Source organism: Mesorhizobium sp. LNHC209A00 (genome assembly GCF_000502915.1).
Taxonomy (GTDB): domain Bacteria; phylum Pseudomonadota; class Alphaproteobacteria; order Rhizobiales; family Rhizobiaceae; genus Mesorhizobium.
Window position 1 is genome coordinate 16,081 of sequence record NZ_AYWT01000008.1, and the last position, 19,694, is coordinate 35,774.

Below are 19,694 nucleotides of genomic sequence, written 5' to 3' on the forward strand. Positions count from 1 at the left end.
GTACGTCGTCCGTCATTGTGATGATGTGGCACGGCCAACTGCGATGCTATGGCAATCGCTTGGTCCGTCTGAACTATCGCCGTGCCGACCGCATTGTTTCCCGGCTGTTTCCGATGGCGGCAGCTCCAGGCCGCGTGGCATGCAAAAAGGGCCTTCAGCCGGGGCAGGAGGCAATTCAAAAGGGGGGAACCGACAGCAGGGTAAGCCGACCAGTCCCGCACCTTCATGACCGGCACATATTTTCCAACCCACCCAGCAAAAGGCCCGCCAGGTGGGAACCGGCGGGCAAGTTCTGGAGTGCTGGGATCAACCAGCATAGGTCAACGATGGGCGGCGAAGTTGGTTGCGGGGACGACCCCAACCGTAGACGGCTATTTCGACTCCACGCCCGGCTCAGGCTGAATGTCGATCGTGTCGCCATCTCCATGCACGGCGTCACGGTCCCAGTCATTGGTCTTGTCAGGTGTTTCGGCAACCGCTTTTCGGGTGTCCCTTCCTCGGTCCTTGCGGGGTTCTGGACCTGGCACTTCGCGTGATGACTTCGGCTCCACATGCGCCTCCTGTTCTCGAACCAAAACAAAGTCGGGGGGCTCGGGTTCCAACAAAGCAAAGCCCGCCGCCTCCGGGAGGAGCGCGGCGGGCGATTCGGCTAGGAGTTGAGGGGACATCTCCAAGCTACCAAAACAACAGATCGACAGCCGCCGCGACCGCTCCGCCCCGGCTGCGAACGATTGGCGTTTGCTATTTGGCTTTTAGCCGGAGACATATCAGCCAGATTTTTTCGCTCGGTTTTTGAAGCCGCTTTTCGTTGCGCGCGTTCGTCTGGTGGCCCCGACGGTTGATGCAGCCCGGCCGTCTCCGCCGTTTGAATGATGCCGTTTCTGGAAGCTGGCGTATTAACGGTCAAGCTGGCGGGTAATCATCCCAACCCAACACCGCTGGTCAGGCCCGGCGGCGTCCCACCCCTCCTCGCCGGGCCGCCCGCATGTTGCACAAAGCGAAGGTCGCCACCTTGCTCAGTCGGACTGCTGTGTGCGCTCCGCGATGGCAAACGCCTGCAGGTTCCTGGCCTTGCCGATGTCCCGGTCGGCGTTTGCGATGATCGAAAAGAAGGCTGCTCTCGCAATATCCTTCTTGGAGGCCTTGGGGTGCGCTTTCCGGGCAGCTTTGACAAGCTGCTTGGGAGACATGTCGGGCGTGACGATCCTCATGAGGGTATCGCCGATCGCACTCATTTCGCTTGCATCCATGATGGGCGTCCCTGTGCTGACCGCAATGCCACGATAGCAAGGACAACTCGCGACCGACAATATGGTTCTGAAAATGAAAAACCCCGCCGGGGTTTGTCCTGGGAGGACCCGCGTTGAGCTGCGTTCGACAAGCGCGCGCCGACCAAGTAGCGCCAGATCGCGACTAGGATGTGACCCCCGGCGAGTGCGTTTGTCACATGGCAAGCCATGAGCACGGCAATGCAAACGCCCCTGTCGTGTCGCTTGATGGCAGCAGAAATTCCCTCGCGGGTTGGTATTGGCGGTTGCCGACGGTAAATCTAGGCGTGCGCGTTTGGAGGCTGTTAGGCAATGGATTATCGCGACGACGACCTGGCGAAATTCGAAGCGAATGGCGCCGCTCCTTTGCCGGCTGCGGCGGATGAAGGCCAGGTCGAGCACGAGGGTGCAAGGATCTGGTACGCGACGTTTGGGACGGGTTATCCCGTGATCCTGTTGCATGGTGGCCTTGGCCATAGCGGCAATTGGGGATTTCAAGTCCCTGCTTTGGTCAAGCACGGTTATCAGGTCGTCACCATCGACAGTCGCGGCCATGGGCGCAGCACCCGCGACGAACGGCCATACAAATACGAACTGATGGCTTCGGATGTCCTGGCGGTAATGGAACGCCTGCAATTGAACAAGGCTATCGCGGTGGGCTGGAGCGATGGCGCCTGCGTTGCCCTGATCCTTGGCATGAAGGCCGCCGATCGGATCGCGGGCGTGTTCTTCTTCGGCTGCAATATGGATCCCAGCGGCACGAAGGATTTTGAGGCCACTCCGGTCATCGAGCGGTGTTTCGGCCGGCACAAAAAGGACTATGCCGAGCTGTCGGCCACGCCAGGTGAATTCGACGCGTTTGTCGAAGCTGTGGGCCTGATGATGAAGAGCGAACCCAACTATGGCGCCGCCCAGTTGCGAGAGGTTCGCGCGCCCGTTGCGGTTGTCCAAAGCGAGCACGACGAATTCATCAAGGACGAGCACGCGATCTACCTGGCCCGCAGCATACCGGCATCGGAATTGATCGTGCTGCCTGGCGTCAGTCACTTCGCGCCCTTGCAGCGTCCCGACCAGTTCAATCGTGCGCTGTTGGCCTTCCTGGCAAAAATTCATTGTTGAGCCCTGCCGCATCGCTTCCGAAATCCGGCTCTGGGCAGGCACGCGCCACCATTCGCCTGCGAGGCTTTTCATCTCGAATCAGCTAGACCTTGCGCTATGAACGAGACCTCACTCTACGCGCCGGTGAAGCGTTTCCTCGAAAACCTCGACTTCGTCGTGAAAGGGGAAATCGGTGGTTGCGACATCGTCGCTTTGCGCGAGGGAGAGCCGCCGATTGTCGTCATCTGCGAGCTGAAGCTGCAGTTCAATCTCGAACTGGTTCTGCAAGGCGTCGACCGTGCGGCTGCTTGCGATGAAGTTTGGCTGGCGGCGCGCATGTCGGCGCGGGGCAAGGGACGCGAAAGCGATGCCAGGTTTCGCAATCTCTGTCGCCGGCTTGGCTTCGGCCTGCTCGGCGTGACCGCCAATGATAGGGTCGAAGTGCTTGTCACTCCGGTCGCCCCGGCGCCGCGCAAAAATGCGCGACGGCGTTCTCGCCTCGTCGACGAGCACCAGCGCCGCCGCGGCGATCCTGTCGCTGGCGGCGGATCGCGCACTCCGATCATGACCGCCTACCGGCAGAGCGCCCTCACCTGCGCCGCGGCGTTGGCGGACGGACCCAAGCGCCCGCGCGATCTGAAGGCGTTGACGCCGCTCGCGCCGAAAATTCTGCAGCACAATGTCTATGGCTGGTTCGCGCGCGTCGATCGCGGCGTCTACGACCTCACCGACGCCGGCCGCGCCTCCTTGATGCGTTGGCCGCAGGTCGAGCAGATGAAGGCCGACACGAGATTTTGATTGCGCCGGACCTCTGAATACCGGGTTTGCCGAGCATGAACCGCCGCTATTGGTTGATTCTTCAGACAAAACATGTTGCTTGTCCCGCCCATGAAGACACTCTGCATGATGGCCATTGCGTCCCTGACGCTGGCTTTTCCGGCCAGTGCGATGGACAACGCCTTGCGCGCCGGGCTGATGAAACTTGACCCGCAAACTCGCCTCGAACAGCGTTGCGATGCCGAAATCCTGGACCGGATCACCCACGATGATCGCAAGTTCAAGGCCGACCGCGTCGTCGCTTACGCCTTCGCGACGCCGGAGATGAGCGCCGACGCAATTCGGAGCTCCGGTGCGGCGTTCCGCAGCAAGGGGCAGTGGTACCGGCTGAAGTTCAAATGCCAGACGGGGCCGGATCATATGGAAGTTCTCCAGCTCCGCTATCGGATCGGGGACGAGATTCCGGAAGCCGACTGGCCGAAATACAATCTCTACGATTAGGTTCTCGCGAGCTTGCGACCGTCTCTGGCTTGCGCGCGGCGGCTGTTGAGAACCTCCTGTAAGTCCACCGCCACGAAAATGGTTTCCAGCGTTGCCCGTTGCCGCGACTTGACGCCAGTGGACCATGCCTTTAGGCCCGTTCGGACGATCGACGACGAACACTCGACGAAGGGCTTCCATGTCGATGGAAATATTTACCGCCGCGGGCTTTTCGGCTCTCCTTCAGGTCATCGCCATCGACCTTGCGCTCGCGGGCGACAATGCCATCGTTATCGGCCTTGCCGCGGCCGGCCTGCCGGCCAGCCAGCGTCAGCGAGCCATTCTTGTCGGCATCGCGGCGGCTACCGTTCTTCGCATTTTCTTCGCCCTGATCACGCAATGGCTGCTGACCATTGGTCCCATGCTGCTTATCGGCGGCGGCCTGCTTTTGCTGTGGGTTTGCTGGAAGATGTGGCGCGAATTGCGTGTCAGCCACGACGATGAGCGCGACGCCACCGAAGCGCTGTCGAACGGCGACTTCGACAAGGATGGCGTCATTGGCGGCAAGGGGCCGAGCAAAACCTTCTCGCAGGCCGCCTGGCAGATCGTCATTGCCGACGTCTCGATGTCGCTCGACAATGTTCTGGCCGTCGCGGGAGCGGCTATGAACCATCCGACGGTGCTGATTGTCGGACTGGCGCTGTCGATCGCGTTGATGGGTTTTGCCGCGTCGTTCGTCGCGCGCTTGCTGCACAAATACCGCTGGATTGCCTATATCGGCCTGGTCATCATCCTCTATGTCGCGGTCAAGATGCTGCTGGACGGGGCCGTGCAGCAATTCCCCGATCATTTCGCCTTCCTGTCACCCTGGTTCGGGTCAAGCGGGCACTGACACACATGCCGGGCCGCGGGGCTCCGTTTGCCTGATTGAGCAAGCCGTGCTATTGCGCCGCCCGAATTGAGCTCCTGCCAGGAGCCATGCAAACCGTCATATGTTGAGACTGCGGGCCGGATCGGTGTTTCCGGTTCGCGTCCATTGGAAAATTGCCCATGTCCGCCCCGCGCGTCAGCTTCGTCAGTCTCGGATGTCCCAAAGCCCTTGTCGATTCCGAGCGCATCATCACGCGTCTGCGGGCCGAGGGCTACGAGATCGCCCGCAAGCACGACGGCGCCGATCTCGTTGTCGTCAACACCTGTGGCTTTCTCGACTCCGCCCGCGACGAGTCGCTCAACGCCATCGGCTCGGCATTGTCGGAAAACGGCAGGGTCATCGTCACCGGCTGTCTCGGCGCAGAGCCGGACGTGATCCGCGAGAGGCACCCCAACGTGCTGGCGATCACCGGCCCGCAGGCCTATGAGAGCGTGATGGCCGCCGTCCATGAGGCAGCCCCTCCCTCACACGATCCCTACATCGACCTGCTGCCGCCGCAAGGCGTCAAGCTGACGCCACGCCATTACGCCTATTTGAAGATTTCGGAAGGCTGCAACAACCGTTGCACCTTCTGTATCATTCCGGCACTGCGCGGCGATCTCGTCTCGCGGCCGGCCGCCGATGTGCTGCGCGAAGCCGAGAAACTGGCCAATGCCGGCGTCAAGGAACTGCTCGTCATCTCGCAGGATACCAGCGCCTACGGCATCGACATCAAGTACCAGACGTCCATGTTCGGCGACCGCGAAGTGCGGGCGAAATTCCTCGACCTCTCGGAGGAATTGGGCAAGCTCGGCATCTGGGTGCGCATGCATTATGTCTATCCCTATCCGCATGTCGCCGACGTCATCCCGCTGATGGCCGAAGGAAAAATCCTTCCTTACCTGGACATCCCCTTCCAGCATGCCTCGCCACAGGTGCTGAAGAACATGCGCCGGCCCGCCCATGGCGAAAAGACGCTCGAGCGCATTCGCGGCTGGCGCGACGTGTGCCCGGATCTCGCCATCCGCTCGACCTTCATCGTGGGCTTCCCCGGCGAAACGGATGACGACTTCGAGATGCTACTCGATTGGCTGGATGAAGCGAAAATCGATCGCGCCGGTTGCTTCAAATACGAGCCGGTCAGAGGCGCCCGCTCCAACGAGCTCGGGCTCGAGCAGGTGCCGCAGGAGATCAAGGAAGCGCGCTGGCATCGCTTCATGCAGCGCCAGCAGAAGATCTCGGCAGCGCAGCTGGCCAGGAAGGTCGGCAAGCGTCTGCCGGTGCTGATCGACGAAGCGCACGGCAAATCGGCAAAGGGTCGCACCAAATATGATGCGCCCGAGATCGATGGCTCGGTCCATATCCAGTCGCGCCGCCCGATGCGCGCCGGCGACATCGTCACCGTCAAGATCGAGCGTGCGGACGCTTACGACCTCTACGGCTCGGCTGTCTGAGCCTTCCGTCAAGTTGTCCATCCAAATGAAAAAGGGCGCCTCGCGGCGCCCTCTCCCAATCGAGACGTGGCGTGCTGTCTATTGCGGCAGCTTGTCGTCGACGCCCTTGACGTAGAAATTCATGCCGAGCAGCGTCCCGTCGTCGGCGACTTCGCCGTCCTTCAGCCATGCCGAGCCGTCCTGCTTGGCGATCGGCCCGGTGAAGGGGTTCCAGCCTCCGGCGATCTTCTTTTCGGTCGCTTCGGCCATCGCCTTCACGTCGTCTGGCATGTTGGTGTACGGCGCGAGCTTGACCGCGCCGTCCTTGATGCCGAGCCAGACATTGTCCGGCTTCCAGCTGCCGTCGATGGCTGCCTGCACGCGGCTGATATAGTAGGGCCCCCATTCGTCGGTCAGCGAGGTCAGCTGCGCGTTGGGCGCGAACTTGATCATATCGGACGACTGGCCGAAGCCGTGCAGCTTGCGCTCCTCGGCCACCTGCAGGGCAGCGGTCGAGTCGGTGTGCTGGACGATGATGTCGGCGCCCTGGTCGAACAGCGCCTTGGCGGCGTCGGCTTCCTTGCCCGGATCGAACCACGAATTGACCCAGACGATCTTGGCCTTGAAGTTCGGATTGATCGACTGCGCGCCGAGCATGAAGGAGTTGATCCCCATCACCACTTCCGGGATCGGGAAGGAGACGATGTAGCCGGCGACGCCGGACTTCGATTCCTTGGCGGCGATCTGGCCGAGCACATAGCGGCCTTCATAGAAGCGGGCATTGTAGATGCCGAGATTGTCCCCGGTCTTATAGCCGGTGGCGTGCTCGAACATCACCTTGGGAAACTTCTTGGCGACCTTCACTTCGGCGTCCATGAAGCCGAACGAGGTGCCGAAGATGATCTTGCAGCCTTCGCGCGCCAGGCGCTCGAAAGCACGGTCGGCATCGGGGCCTTCGGAGACGTTTTCCAGGTAAGCAGTCTCGACCTTGTCGCCAAGCGCCTTCTCGACCTGGAGGCGGCCCTGGTCGTGCTGGTAGGAATAGCCGAAATCGCCGATCGGGCCGGTGTAGACCCAGCAGGCCTTCAACTTGTCGGCTGCCTCCGCGGACGCGGCTAGCGACAAAGCCGCTGTCGTCGTCATCAGGGCAATAAGCAGTTTTTTCATTGTGTTACCTCTCTGAGTTAAGCCTTGGAGCTTCCCGTCTTGTTCTTGTTGTCAACGATCCGGAACGAATGGCTGCCCCAGGGATGCCGGCGTGTTCATCATCGTCAGACGCTTGTTGCGCGAGATTAGAACGAGAACCACGACGGTTGCCAGATAGGGCAGAGAAGAAAGCATCTGCGAGGGCACTGGAATGCCAAAAGCCTGTGCATGAAGCTGGCCGATCCACACCGCGCCGAAGATGTAGGCACCGGCCAGCACCCGCCATGGCCGCCATGACGCGAACACCACTAGTGCGAGCGCGATCCAGCCGCGGCCCGCGGACATGTTCTCGACCCACTGTGGCGTATACACCAGCGACAGATGCCCGCCGGCCAGACCGGCGCAGGCACCGCCGAAGATGACCGAGAGATAGCGGTAGCGGATGACCTTGATGCCGAGCGCATGGGCCGAGGCATGGCTGTCACCAATCGAGCGCAGCGTGAGGCCAGTACGCGTCTTGAACAGGAACCACATCACCGCGGCCGTCAGCGCGATCGAAATATAGAAGATCGGATCCTGGCCAAAAAAGAGCCTGCCCACGATCGGAATGGAACTGAGGCCGGGAATATCGAGATTGGGCAGCCTGACGCCGGGCTGGCCAACGAAGCCTGTTCCCATCATGCCGGAAAGGCCGAGACCAAGCAGCGTCAGTGACAGGCCGGTTGCCACCTGGTTGGTGGCCAGCGACAGCGTCATCACGGCAAAAAGCAAGGAGAACAGCGCGCCCACGACGATCGCCGCCAAAAGGCCGATCCAGGGCGATCCCGTCAGATAGCCAGCCCCGAAGCCGCCGACGGCGCCCATGACCATCATGCCTTCGACACCGAGGTTGAGCACGCCGGAACGTTCGACCACCAATTCGCCAATCGCCGCTATCAATAGCGGCGTCGCCGCCGTGGCGATGGTCAGGAGGATGTTGACGGTAATGTCCATCAGCGGGCTTCCTTCAACTTTGGCGCGGTCTCGAGCTTCGCGGGCGTTTCCTGTTTCGTCAGCGCCAGACCGATCAAGCGAATGCGGTAGTGAATGAGCGTGTCGCAGCCAAGCACGAAGAACAGCAGCATGCCCTGGAACACCCTCGCCACCTTGTCGGAAATGCCGAGCGCGCTTTGCACGGCCTCGCCACCGAGATAGGTCAGGGCCAGCACCAGGCCCGCGGCGACGATGCCGAGCGGATTGAGGCGGCCGAGGAATGCCACGATGATAGCCGTGAAGCCGTACCCGGGCGAAATTACGGGCTGAAGTTGCCCGATGGCGCCGGAGACTTCAGAGATGCCGGCAAGGCCGGCCAGCGCTCCCGATAGCAGGAAGGCAAAGAACACCATGCGGTTGAGTCCGAAGCCGGCGAAGCGCCCTGCTCTCGGGCTGGAGCCCAGCACGCGGACCTCGAAGCCCTTGAGCATGCGGCCCATCAGGATCCAGATCAGCACCGCGGCCACCAGGGCGAACACAAACCCCCAATTGGCGCGTCCGGCATCAGGCATCAGTTCCGGCAGCACGGCCGAGTCGCCGAACTGGATCGTCTGCGGAAAGCCGTGGCCCTGCGGATCGCGCCAGGGACCCCGCACCAGCCAGTCGAGGAACAGCTGCGCGACATAGACCAGCATGAGGCTGGTCAGGATCTCGTTGGTATTGAACCGGGTCTTCAGCAAGGCCGGGATCGCCGCGTAGGCCGCACCGCCGACCATGCCGAGCAGAAGCATCAGCGGCAGCACCAACGGGCCTTCGAATTGCGGGAACAGCACGGGAATGATGGAGCCGAAGATCGCGCCGAAGATGAACTGGCCCTCGGCGCCGATGTTCCAGATGTTGGCCTTGTAGCAGACCGACAGGCCGACAGCGATCAGGATCAGCGGCGCCGCCTTGATCGCCAGCTCATGCAACTGCCAGACCTGGCTGACCGGCTCGATGAAATAGATCTGGAATGCATTCAGCGGATTGACGCCGAGCAGCGCGAACAGAACCGCGCCGGCAATGATGGTCAGCGCGAAGGCGATGAACGGCGACAGAGCCGAAAACAGCGCCGAGCGCTGCGGGCGTTTGACGAGTTCGAGGCGCATCATGCCGTCTCCAGCGTATGTTCGGCGTGGCCTGGCTCGGCGCCGCCCATCAGCAAGCCGACCTTCTCGAAAGTCGCTTCTGCGATCGGCATCGGCCTGGACAATTCTCCATTGTGCATGACGGCGATCGCGTCCGATATTTCGAACAGCTCGTCGAGATCCTGGCTGATCACCAGCACCGCCGATCCGCCGCGCGACAGTTCGATCAGAGCCTGACGGATGTGGGCGGCGGCACCGGCGTCGACACCCCATGTCGGCTGGTTCACCACCATCACGCTTGGGCGGCGGTCGAGTTCGCGGCCGACGATGAATTTCTGCAGATTGCCGCCCGAAAGTGCTGCCGCTTCAGGATCCGGCGCGCTCTTGCGCACATCCATCGCCTCGATGATGCGTTGCGAGGCGGCATAGACGGCGCCGCTCTTGACCATGCCGCCGGTGCCGACAAAAGCCTTGCCGTCCGTGGCATGGCGCGACAGCAGTAGGTTTTCCGAGAGCTTCATGCGCGGCGCGGCGCCATGGCCGAGACGCTCCTCCGGCACGAACGCAGCCCCCAACAGGCGCCTTCCGGTAATGGTGAGGCCGCCAGCGTTCTTGCCGCGGATGCGCACCGAAGCGGCATCCTGCTGCAAAACCTCGCCGGAGACGGATTCGAAGAACTCGCCCTGGCCATTGCCGGCGACACCGGCAATGCCGATCACCTCTCCAGCGCGGACATTGAGGCTGATGTTCTTGAGCGGAATCGAAAACGGCGTTGCCGGCTTGCGGTTGAGGTTGAGGATTTCGAGCAGCGGCTGCGCGGTTTCGATCCCTTCGACCGGCGCCCGCACCACGGCCTGTACTTCGTTGCCGACCATCATGCGGGCGAGCGATGAGGCTGTCTCCTCGCGCGGGTTGCAGTGACCAACCACCTTGCCGTGCCGCAGCACCGTGGCGCGGTCGCAGATGCGTTTGACCTCTTCAAGCCGGTGCGAGATGTAGAGGATCGATTTGCCTTCCGCGCGCAAGCGTTCCAGCGTCTCGAACAGCTTGTCCGCTTCCTGCGGGGTCAGCACCGATGTCGGCTCGTCCAGGATGATGAGCTGTGGCGTCTGCAGCAAGCAGCGGATAATCTCGATGCGCTGGCGCTCGCCGACGGACAGATCGCCGACCAGCGATTCCGGATCGAGCGGCAGGCCATAGCTGTAGGAAAGCGCCCTCGCCTTGGCCGCGATGCTGCCGATCGGCGAGCCGTCATCCAACGACAGCGCGATGTTCTCGGCGGCCGTCAGGGCTTCGAACAGCGAAAAATGCTGGAAAACCATGCCGATGCCCAGCTTTTTGGCAACGCCTGGGCTGGTGATCCGCACTGCCTGGCCGTTCCAGAAAATGTCGCCGGAATTGGGTTCCAGCGAGCCGAACAGCATCTTGACCAGTGTCGATTTGCCGGCGCCGTTCTCACCGAGCAAAGCGTGGATTTCACCTTTGGCGATGTTGAGATCGACATGATCGCACGCTGTCAGCGTGCCGAATATCTTGGTCAGGCCACGAACCTCGAGCAGGTTCGCCCCATCATGATTTGCACTCACAGTGCCTCCCATCCGGATTACCGGACATGTTCTGTGTTCCCGCAAGCATCGTATGCGCGGCCGCCTCTCGTGCGAAAGCAGCACCCAACTTGAAAGAGCTTCAAGAATTTCAGCGGAAACTCAAGGACAAAGATCAGCCTTCCTTCGCACAAGCATATGGCGGGCCGGCTTTTCGGGCAAACCATGCCTGCGGCTGCGGCAGCGCGCTGGAAACCCAGGCAGATTGTCGTCAGGGAACCAGGATAGTCGTACCTGTCGTTCTGCGGCCTTCAAGGTCCGCATGTGCCTTGCCGGCGTCTTTCAGCGCGTAGCGCTGATTGATCTTGATCTCGACGGCGCCGCTGAGCACGACCTCGAACAGTGCGGCGGCGGAGGCATCGAGGTCCTCGCGCCTGGCATTGTAGACGAACAGCGTCGGCCTGGTTGCGAACAGCGAGCCCTTCTGCGCCAGCAGCGACATCGAGAACGGCGGGATGGGTCCCGAGGACTGGCCGAAGCTGACGAACATGCCGAGCGGCCTCAGGCACTCGAGCGATGCCGGAAATGTGTCGTTACCCACCGAATCGTAGACGACGTCGCACTTCTTGCCGCCGGTGATGGCTGCTACGCCGGCGACGAAATCCTGCTCCTTGTAGTTGATGACATGGTCGAAGCCGTGCGCCTTGGCGAGTTCGATCTTGTCGGTGGAACTGGCGGTGCCGATGACAGTCGCGCCGAGATGCTTCGCCCATTGGCCGAGGATCAGGCCGACCCCGCCGGCCGCGGCGTGAAACAGGATGGTGTCGCCCGCCTTCACCTTGAAGGTGCGGCGCAGGAGGTATTCCGCGGTCATGCCTTTCAGCATCATGGCGGCGGCCTGCTCGTCGCTGATGCCGTCCGGTATCTTGACGACCTTGCTGGCATCAATGACGCGTTCTTGCGCGTAAGCGCCCGTCATCACGGCATAGGCAATCCGGTCGCCCGGCTTCAGCCAGTCGATGCCCCCGCCGACTTCCAGCACCACGCCGGCGGCTTCACTGCCCGGAACGAGCGGAAATCCGCCGGGCGGCGGATAAAGACCCGAGCGATGATAGACATCGATGAAATTGAGGCCGATCGCGGTATGCCTGATCAGGATCTGCCCCGAACCAGGTTGGCCAGGATCGGTGTCCTCATGGATCAGGACTTCCGGACCGCCATTGGCGTGGATGCGGATGGCTTTGGACATGGAGAGGATTCCTTGAAGAGCGGCGGGTCAGGCCTTTTTGGCGCCGAGGTTCGGAAAGAACTGCATGAGGCCACCAATGGTTGCGAGGTAGAGCCCGGTAACGGTGATGCCGATCTTGGTGAAAGTGCCGACTTGCTCGCCCAGCACGCCGATCTGGTCGTAGAAAGCGGCGAGTGCGGCCTGCGCAAGCGCGAGCGCGCCGAAAGCACACCACAACAGCGTCATGCCGAGATTGATCGGCCGCAGCCTCTTCACCCGCACCGGATGGATGAAGTTTATCGGGACAAAAGTCAGAATGCCGGCCACCACCACCACCGCGAACGAGACCCATTGTCCCGGTTCGATGACAAACAGCGTGAACACCACCATGTTCCAGACCACCGGGAAGCCCTTGAAGAAATTCTCCTTCGTCTTCATGCCGGTGTCGGCATAGTAGATCGCGCTGGAGACGACGATGATCGCCGCCGAAAGGAACGACAGGCCTTCGCCCATGAAGCCCCGTTGGTAGAGCGCGAAGGCCGGGATCAGCACGTAGGTCACGTAGTCGATGATGTTGTCGAGGAGTTCGCCGGACCAGGTCGGCAGGATTTCCTTGACCTCCAGCTTTCGGGCGATCGGCCCGTCGATGCCATCGACGAACAGCGCCAGGCCTAGCCACCAGAACATAGCCGTCCAGCGCTCCTCGCTCGCCGCCACCAGCGACAGGAAAGCCAGGAACGAACCCGAGGCGGTCAGCAGATGCACCGAAAACGCACGCGCTTGCGGCCAGGTGACCTTCTTCTTCGGCCGCGGAATCCGGTCGGTGATCTTCCCGGCGATCTTGCGGGCTTTTGTGTTCTTGCTCACGGGCCCCGCCAATCAAGCTTGCATATCTCGGCCGAGCGGCCGGCGAAGTTCCAGTTGCGGCCAAAGGCGCGCATCTTGCTCTTGTCGGACCTCGCCACGATGATCTCCGGTGCGATCCAGTATTCCGAATTCGTGATCACCGTATCCTTGTCGCGGTCCTTGCCCGCGATTGGCGTGACCGCTCCGTCGATGATCTTCGGAATCTGGAAGATGCGGGTCTTGTCCCGTGTCTCGTAGGTGATCGGCACCTGTTCGACGCCCAGGAATTTGCCGACGAGGATCGAGAGCAGCGACGTGGTCCCGCCGGCCTTGCCGGTGAAGATCCTGGTCAATGCCTTGACCGCGTAGACCGAGGCTCTGATGTCGATGAACAGGCCCGCGGTCCAATTGCCGCGGCTCATGTAACCGGGGATTTCCATGATCAGCCCAAGGTTGAGGCCGGAGAGGTCGACTTCGCCGAAGTGACCCGCATCGATACGGAAACCCGCCCATGTCTGGCAATAGCCTTCTGTTGGCGGGTGACTGCCGAGCGACAAGACGCAAGGGCAAAAAACCGTGCAATTGCAGGAGAGTACGAGCTCTCCTTTCATTGCCCAGCCCGGGTCAGTCATCGAATTCCCCCCCAATCACAGTGAGACTACTAGCAGCACGGCTGCCCAGACAAGCAGTATCGCACCGGCCAGCCGGGTTGGAAGACTGCCCGTCGTTTGTTTTTCGATCAGGGTGAACACGCCGATCAGCGCCATCCAGAAGACGTTCATGACGCCGACTGCGAACATCACCAGCATCAGTGCCCAGCAGCATCCCAGGCACCAGACGCCTTGCACGAAGCCCAGCCGAAAGATGCGGAAGATCTCGGCACTCCAGTTTGAAAACAAGGTCGAGAACGGGTTCCGGCATTTCGTCAGGCAGGCCTCCTTGAGGCCGCTGAACTGGTAGAGGCCGGCAACCAGCAAGGCCAGTCCACCCGCAACGCCAAGCACCGGATCGAATACCCCTCCGGACGCGGCGCCGGCGTGGACGGCAAGTGTCAGTGCCGCAAACAGCAGCGAGGCGGCGAGCCAGGCGCAGAGGTAGCCGGCAACCAGCACCAGCGGATGGACGACCGGCGCCCGCTTGATCCGCGCCGTATCGGCGATCTCGCAATAGGTGCGGATCATCGGCGCCGCCGACGGCAGCATCGCGGCGATCGCCATCAAGAACCACATGAGGATGAGTGCCAAAGCGCGCGGGCCGATGCTCGCGTCCAGCGGTGCTGGCGAAAGGCATAGAACGAAAAAACGTTCCAGGAAATCGGGCAGCGGCAGCTGTGGCAGGTTGCGCAGGAGACCGTCGCCCGGCGCGCTGATCCGCGCCTCGGCGCCGCGTATCGCCATCGCGGCAAGCAGCAGCCAGGCCACCCCGATGCTTGCACAGACGACGACATTGACCGTCAAACGCGGGTTGCGCGCGACATTTGCCGTGGCGCGGCCGGCGCGGTCGAGATGGCTGAAATCGTCCTGTTGGCCGGTCATGACACCCGAATGGGCCGAATCGCCGCGTTGATCAAGCCGCATCATCTGCCCTATATGCCTCTTTCGACTGGCGGGTCTGGTGGCCGCCTCTCAACTGCAGACCGGAAGCCGATCTTGGAGCATCAGGAAACAGCGCGGATACTGATTGCGGGCACGGGGCCGGCCGGGTTGATCGCCGCGCTTGCCTTCGCCGATGCCGGCTTTCGGGTGACGATTGTCGGGCCGGACATCTCGGCTCCCGACGGTCGCACGACGGCGCTCATGGCGCCTGCCCTGAAGATGCTCGAACGGCTGGGCGTGCTCGAGGGCATCAGGCCCAAGGGCGCGCCCCTAAAGGTGATGCGCATTGTCGATGCGACCAGCCGGCTGATCCGCAGCCCCGTCGTCACCTTCCGCGCCAGCGAGATCGACGAGGAACAGTTCGGCCTGAACCTCCCCAACGGCGTCCTTGGCCCGGCGCTTGCCGGCAAGGTGACCGCGCATTCCGGGATCGAATGGCGCAGATCCATGGTGAAGGCATGGCACCTCGGCGCCGTCAAAGCGCATGCCGCGCTGGCTGATGGCAGCGAGATCGATGCGTCCCTTGCGGTCGCCGCCGACGGCCGCCTGTCGCCCGCCCGCGAGGCCGCGGGCATCTCGACGGCGGCGCGCGCCTACCCCCAGGCGGCGCTCGTCCTCAATTTCGGCCACAACCGCGAACATGGCTTCACCTCGACGGAATTCCATACAGAGACCGGCCCGTTCACGCAGGTTCCACTGCCGGGCAATCGCTCCAGCCTTGTCTGGGTGGTCAAGCCCGAGACCGCCAAGGAGCTTGCCGCTTTGGACGATGCAACGCTCTCGCTCCGGGTCGAGCGACAGATGCAGTCGATGCTGGGCCGGGTAACCGTGGAGCCGGGCAGCCAGATCTATCCATTGTCGACGGTTACCCCCCTGCGTTTCGCCGCACGACGGGTGGCGCTTGTCGGCGAGGCGGCGCACGTGTTCCCGCCGATTGGCGCGCAAGGCCTCAACCTAGGGATCAGGGATATTGACGATCTGGTTGGAATCGCGCGGGAAAATCGTGAGGATCCGGGGGCTGTTGCGGCCCTTGCTGCATACGATTTCAAGCGCCGGCCCGATGTTCTGGCGCGCAGCAGCGCTGTCAATCTCCTCAACATGTCGCTGCTTTCGGACATGTTGCCGGCGCAGATGGCGCGTGGCGTTGGCCTGGGTGTACTTGGCGGCTTTACACCGCTGCGTGCCTTCTTCATGCGTGAAGGGCTTCGCCCGGGCAGCGGCTTTGCGGCACTTGCGGGTGGCCTTCGGAAGCCGGCTCGGCAGCGCTAGCGATTTTGGGGACTTTGCAGCGGTATCGCGACGTTCACCAGAACCTTTGTTGCGCGTACCGCGTATCTTGAAGGCGCTCAGACGCTCGGGATTGAATTGATGCGGAGTCTGCGCCAAATAAAGCCAAGGAATTCAGTGGTGAGTACGATGAAAACGGCCAAATTCGCGATCGGACAGGTGGTTCGCCACCGGCTGTTCCCGTTCCGAGGCGTTATTTTCGACGTCGATCCGCAATTCGCCAACACCGACGAATGGTACGAGGCCATCCCCGCCGACGTACGGCCGCCCAAGGACCAGCCGTTCTACCACCTGCTCGCCGAGAATTCTGAAACCGAATACATCGCCTATGTGTCCGAGCAGAATTTGCTCGAGGATCAGTCGGGAGAACCGGTCCGCCATCCGCAAATCAAGGAAATGTTCGACAAGAAGCCGGATGGGTGCTACGCGCCGAAACGGCAGTCCAGGCACTGACTTCCGGCATGCTGAGTATGGCCAGAAATGAAAAAAGCGGGGCATGACCCCGCTTTTTTGACTCGATATGTTGCCGACGCCGGATCAGTTGGCGGTCTTCGCCTTCTCCTGCTCGTCCTTGAGCTTCTTGGCGAAATCCTGGTTGTTCTTGGCGACGAAGTCCTGAAGCTTTTTCTGCCGGTCCTCGATGTCGGACTGCTGCAGCGGCGGTCCGTCATAGGCGCCGCTGAAGCCCTGCAGCGCGATCTTGATCGGGTTGGCCTGGTTCTGGAAATTGATCGAGGTCAGCGTGATCCCCTGACCCTTCTTGAACGAAGCGACGAGCTGATCGGTCAGCGGCACTTCCGCCACGCAGCGATCCGGGAAGCAGATGACATAGTCGAGCTTCTGCGCCTTGCCGGTGTCGATTTGCAGGCCAATGCCGGGAGGCACGAGGCGGCCGGTCGGGACCGTCACCTGGAACACTTTGCGGTTCACCTTGCCCTTGAGCTCGATCAGGCTGACGCCGGTGACGAGTTGGCCATTGCCAGCGGTGACGATGTTCTGGACATTGCAGATGTCGACGTCTTCCTGCTTGGTGCAGGCCTTGAACCAGCCCTGCGGAATCTGCGGCTGCTGCTGCGCGGAAGCAGAGGGAAGTCCTGCGCCGAGAAAGCCAACCACGCCTGCGGCCATGACCGACAGGCGGTACGCGTTGCTGTTCAGGCTCGTCATGTCGTGCACTTCCTCTCAATGATCCCGGGACCGGCTTCTTCGTGCCGTGTGGTCCAGCTACCTGTTGCCGAAATGAGGCAACAGAATGACTTCGGACGGCGTGTTACACTGCATGCGGCGTCGAATCCAGCCCGCCCACCGGTAATTCTTGACGACGCCATTGGCCGCCACGTAGGTGCCCCATGCTAGGGTGCGCACCGAATCATCAAGCCGACCTGTTAAGGAGACGGTCATGGGCCGCGTTCTTGTTTGGCTGGTCACCGCATTGTCGTTTTTCAGCCTGTCGTCGCCACCGGCGCTGTCGGAGCCGAAACACGCGATTGCGATGCAGGGCGAACCGGCCCTGCCGCCGAACTACGCCCATTTCAGCTACGTCAATCCCGACGCGCCGAAGGGTGGCAGCATTACCTATTGCGTCGTCGGCAGCTTCGACAATCTCAACCCTTTCATCCTGAAAAGCCTGCGCACGACCGCGCGCGGCATGATGGACACGATTTACGGCAATCTGGTCTTCGAACCGCTGATGCAGCGCAGTGCCGACGAGGCCTTTACCCTCTACGGGCTTCTGGCCGACACCGCCGACCTGGATCCCGAGCGCAAGAGCGTCGAATTCCATCTCAACCCGAATGCCAAATGGTCGGATGGTCAGCCAGTGACGCCGGAAGACGTGCTGTTCACCTACGATGCCTATGCGCAGAAAGGCCGTCCACCCTACAGCGACCGCATGGCCAGGATCGCCAAGCTCGAAAAGACGGGCGACCATAGCGTGCGCTTCACCTTCAATGACAAGGCCGATCGTGAGTTTCCCCTGATCATCGCGCTGACGCCGATCATCCCCAAGCACGCTTTCGACATCGACACTTTCGACAGGACGACGCTGAAGCCGCTAATCGGCAGCGGTCCCTACGGGATCGCACAGGTGACGCCCGGCCAGCGCATCGTCTTCAAGCGCAACCCCGATTATTGGGGCAAGGACATTCCCGCCAAGCGCGGTTTCGACAATTACGACCAGATCACCATCGAGTATTTTCTCAACGCCAACGCCAAGCTCGAAGCCTTCAAGAAGGGTCTTTGCGCCATCGACGACGACAGCGATCCGGTGAAACGCGAGCGCGATCTCGACTTTCCGGCGTTTCATAGGGGAGACGTTGTCTCTGAAACCTTCGATACAGGCATTCCACCCGTCGTGACAGGTTTTCTGTTCAACACGAGGCTGCCGAAGTTTTCCAACCCCGTGGTTCGGCGCGCGCTCGGCATGCTTTATGATTTCGAATGGGCCAACAAGAACCTGTTCGGCGGCAAGTACACCCGCACGATGAGCTACTGGCAGAACTCGGAGCTCTCCGCGCTCGGCCATCCGGCTGATGACAGGGAAAAGGCACTGCTGGCACCCTATCCCGGCCGCGTGCCGGCCGACGTCATGGATGGCACCTGGAAACCGCCGGTGACGGACGGTTCGGGGCAGGACCGCAAGGTGCTGAAGACCGCTTTCGATCTTCTGAAAAGCATCGGCTACCATGTGCAGGACGGCACGATGATCGATTCCGACGGCAAACCTTTCGGCTTCGAGATTCTGACCGCCTCGCAGGATGAAGAACGTCTGGCCGGCATCTATCAGCGCACGCTTGAGAAGATCGGCATCAATGTCAGCATCCGCGGCCTGGACGGCGACCAGATCCAGTCGCGCAAGCAGCGTTTCGATTTCGAGGTCCTGATCGGCTCCAGCGGCTTCAACAATTCGCTGTCTCCTGGGATCGAGCAGATCGGGCGCTGGTCGTCCGCCGCGGCCAGGACCGAGGGATCGTTCAACCTCGCCGGTGTCGCCGATCCGGCGATCGATGCGGCCATCGACGCAATGCTGCGAGCCCGTTCGAAAGAAGATTACGTCGCCGCGGTTCGCGTTCTCGACCGGCTGCTGATCTCCGGCAATTACATGGTGCCGATGCAGTACAATACGCAGCAGTGGCTTGCTTACTGGAATTATCTGGAACATCCGCGCAAGACGCCCATATTCGGTTATCAGCTGCCAACATGGTGGCGCAAACCGAACTGAAACCCGGAGATCGAGATGAGCGAAGCGAACGCCATAACCGTCGATGTGGTGTCGGATGTCGTCTGCCCGTGGTGCTTCATCGGTCAGAAGCGGCTGGACAAGGCGATCGCCGCGGCCGGCGATGTCGAAGTGCATGTACGCTGGCGGCCGTTCCAGCTCGATCCAACCATTCCGCCGCAAGGCAAGGACCGCCACGACTATATGCTAGCCAAGTTCGGCAGCGACGAGCGCATTCGCGAAATTCACGCCCGCATCGAACCGCTTGGCGACGCTGAAGGTATTTCCTTTGCTTTCGACGCCATTAAGGTGGCGCCGAACACGCTCGACGCGCATCGGCTGATCCGCTGGGCCGGTGCCGCCGGCGAGGACGTTCAGAACCGACTGGTGCGCCGCCTGTTCCAGCTGAATTTCGAGGAGGGCGTCAATATCGGCGATCACACCGTCTTGGTCGAAGCTGCCCGCGAGGCCGGAATGGACGCCGCTGTTGTTGAAACGCTCTTGCCGAGTGACGCTGATGTCGAGGCGGTTCGCACGGAAATCGCCACCGCGTCGCGCATGGGCATCACAGGCGTGCCGTGCTTCCTGCTCGAGGACAAATATGCCGTGATGGGCGCGCAGGATGCCGACACGTTGGCCGATGCGATCCGTCAGGTCGCGGCGGCCAAGGCGCGTGGCGAGTTGGAGAAGGTTGTCTGAGGGCCAGCGGACGCCACTTCTCCTCCATTTTGGCGTAGCTGATGAAAGAGCCGCTTGCCATTGGGCC

19 protein-coding genes are annotated in these 19,694 nt (G+C 61.7%); 9 read left to right on the forward strand and 10 right to left on the reverse strand.

Features of this window, described 5'->3' with window-relative positions; all coding sequences use genetic code 11:
* Nucleotides 1-1,016: 1,016 nt before the first annotated feature.
* Nucleotides 1,017-1,250, reverse strand: a complete 234-nt coding sequence (locus tag X739_RS146495) for a hypothetical protein (RefSeq protein ID WP_023784107.1) — start codon at nt 1,248-1,250, stop codon at nt 1,017-1,019.
* Between the two features lie 330 nt (nt 1,251-1,580).
* Between X739_RS146495 and X739_RS146490 the strand changes: the two genes are divergently transcribed.
* The 5 genes from X739_RS146490 (at nt 1,581) to rimO (ending at nt 5,987) form a co-directional block, all read left to right on the forward strand.
* Complete coding sequence (locus X739_RS146490) at nt 1,581-2,387, forward strand: alpha/beta hydrolase (protein ID WP_023773707.1); 807 nt, start codon at nt 1,581-1,583, stop codon at nt 2,385-2,387.
* A gap of 96 nt (nt 2,388-2,483) precedes the next feature.
* Nucleotides 2,484-3,164 carry a DUF2161 domain-containing phosphodiesterase gene (locus X739_RS0134780; protein ID WP_031248184.1) on the forward strand — a complete coding sequence of 227 codons (681 nt, stop codon included), beginning with the start codon at nt 2,484-2,486 and terminating at the stop codon, nt 3,162-3,164.
* Nucleotides 3,165-3,236: 72 nt separating this feature from the next.
* Nucleotides 3,237-3,644, forward strand: a complete 408-nt coding sequence (locus X739_RS146485) for a DUF930 domain-containing protein (RefSeq protein WP_032922542.1) — start codon at nt 3,237-3,239, stop codon at nt 3,642-3,644.
* A gap of 184 nt (nt 3,645-3,828) precedes the next feature.
* Nucleotides 3,829-4,515, forward strand: coding sequence for a TerC family protein (locus X739_RS146480; RefSeq protein ID WP_023773709.1), 687 nt, complete (start codon nt 3,829-3,831; stop codon nt 4,513-4,515).
* Between the two features lie 158 nt (nt 4,516-4,673).
* Entirely contained in the window at nt 4,674-5,987 is a 1,314-nt protein-coding gene (rimO, locus tag X739_RS146475) for a 30S ribosomal protein S12 methylthiotransferase RimO (RefSeq protein ID WP_023773710.1), read from the forward strand.
* 78 nt (nt 5,988-6,065) lie between these two features.
* Here rimO and X739_RS146470 read toward each other — a convergent pair whose 3' ends face one another.
* From X739_RS146470 to X739_RS146435, 8 genes are all read right to left on the reverse strand, one after another.
* Nucleotides 6,066-7,133: a BMP family ABC transporter substrate-binding protein gene (locus X739_RS146470; protein ID WP_023795154.1), complete on the reverse strand. Its 1,068-nt coding sequence runs from the start codon at nt 7,131-7,133 to the stop codon at nt 6,066-6,068.
* A 51-nt stretch (nt 7,134-7,184) separates the two neighbouring features.
* Complete coding sequence (locus X739_RS146465) at nt 7,185-8,105, reverse strand: ABC transporter permease (protein ID WP_031252133.1); 921 nt, start codon at nt 8,103-8,105, stop codon at nt 7,185-7,187.
* Complete coding sequence (locus X739_RS146460; RefSeq protein WP_031248185.1) at nt 8,105-9,235, reverse strand: ABC transporter permease; 1,131 nt, start codon at nt 9,233-9,235, stop codon at nt 8,105-8,107. The genes X739_RS146465 and X739_RS146460 overlap by 1 nt, the downstream gene beginning before the upstream one ends.
* On the reverse strand, nt 9,232-10,809 hold the full coding sequence (locus tag X739_RS146455; protein ID WP_023773714.1) for an ABC transporter ATP-binding protein: 1,578 nt from the start codon (nt 10,807-10,809) through the stop codon (nt 9,232-9,234). The genes X739_RS146460 and X739_RS146455 overlap by 4 nt, the downstream gene beginning before the upstream one ends.
* A 217-nt stretch (nt 10,810-11,026) precedes the next feature.
* Entirely contained in the window at nt 11,027-12,004 is a 978-nt protein-coding gene (locus X739_RS146450; RefSeq protein WP_023795156.1) for a quinone oxidoreductase, read from the reverse strand.
* Between the two features lie 27 nt (nt 12,005-12,031).
* Complete coding sequence (gene pcsA, locus X739_RS146445; protein WP_015317886.1) at nt 12,032-12,850, reverse strand: phosphatidylcholine synthase; 819 nt, start codon at nt 12,848-12,850, stop codon at nt 12,032-12,034.
* A complete protein-coding gene (locus X739_RS146440) occupies nt 12,847-13,461 on the reverse strand; it encodes a DUF1326 domain-containing protein (RefSeq protein ID WP_023795157.1) in 615 nt (204 codons plus the stop codon). Before X739_RS146440 ends, pcsA begins: the two co-directional genes overlap by 4 nt.
* Before the next feature lie 15 nt (nt 13,462-13,476).
* Nucleotides 13,477-14,406, reverse strand: a complete 930-nt coding sequence (locus X739_RS146435; protein ID WP_023795158.1) for a DUF2182 domain-containing protein — start codon at nt 14,404-14,406, stop codon at nt 13,477-13,479.
* A 72-nt stretch (nt 14,407-14,478) separates the two neighbouring features.
* Between X739_RS146435 and X739_RS146430 the strand changes: the two genes are divergently transcribed.
* Both X739_RS146430 and hspQ read left to right on the forward strand, forming a co-directional pair.
* Nucleotides 14,479-15,693, forward strand: a complete 1,215-nt coding sequence (locus X739_RS146430) for a UbiH/UbiF family hydroxylase (RefSeq protein ID WP_023795159.1) — start codon at nt 14,479-14,481, stop codon at nt 15,691-15,693.
* 147 nt (nt 15,694-15,840) lie between these two features.
* Nucleotides 15,841-16,164, forward strand: a complete 324-nt coding sequence (gene hspQ, locus X739_RS146425) for a heat shock protein HspQ (protein WP_023795160.1) — start codon at nt 15,841-15,843, stop codon at nt 16,162-16,164.
* An 84-nt stretch (nt 16,165-16,248) separates the two neighbouring features.
* Here hspQ and X739_RS146420 read toward each other — a convergent pair whose 3' ends face one another.
* Nucleotides 16,249-16,878 (reverse strand): invasion associated locus B family protein, encoded by a 630-nt coding sequence (locus X739_RS146420; RefSeq protein ID WP_023773720.1) that lies wholly within the window; start codon nt 16,876-16,878, stop codon nt 16,249-16,251.
* 232 nt (nt 16,879-17,110) lie between these two features.
* On the opposite strand from X739_RS146420, the gene X739_RS146415 reads away from it, so the two are divergent.
* Together X739_RS146415 and X739_RS146410 are read left to right on the forward strand one after the other, a co-directional pair.
* Entirely contained in the window at nt 17,111-18,931 is a 1,821-nt protein-coding gene (locus tag X739_RS146415) for an extracellular solute-binding protein (protein WP_023795161.1), read from the forward strand.
* A gap of 15 nt (nt 18,932-18,946) precedes the next feature.
* On the forward strand, nt 18,947-19,627 hold the full coding sequence (locus X739_RS146410; protein WP_023784098.1) for a DsbA family protein: 681 nt from the start codon (nt 18,947-18,949) through the stop codon (nt 19,625-19,627).
* The last annotated feature ends 67 nt before the right edge of the window (nt 19,628-19,694 follow it).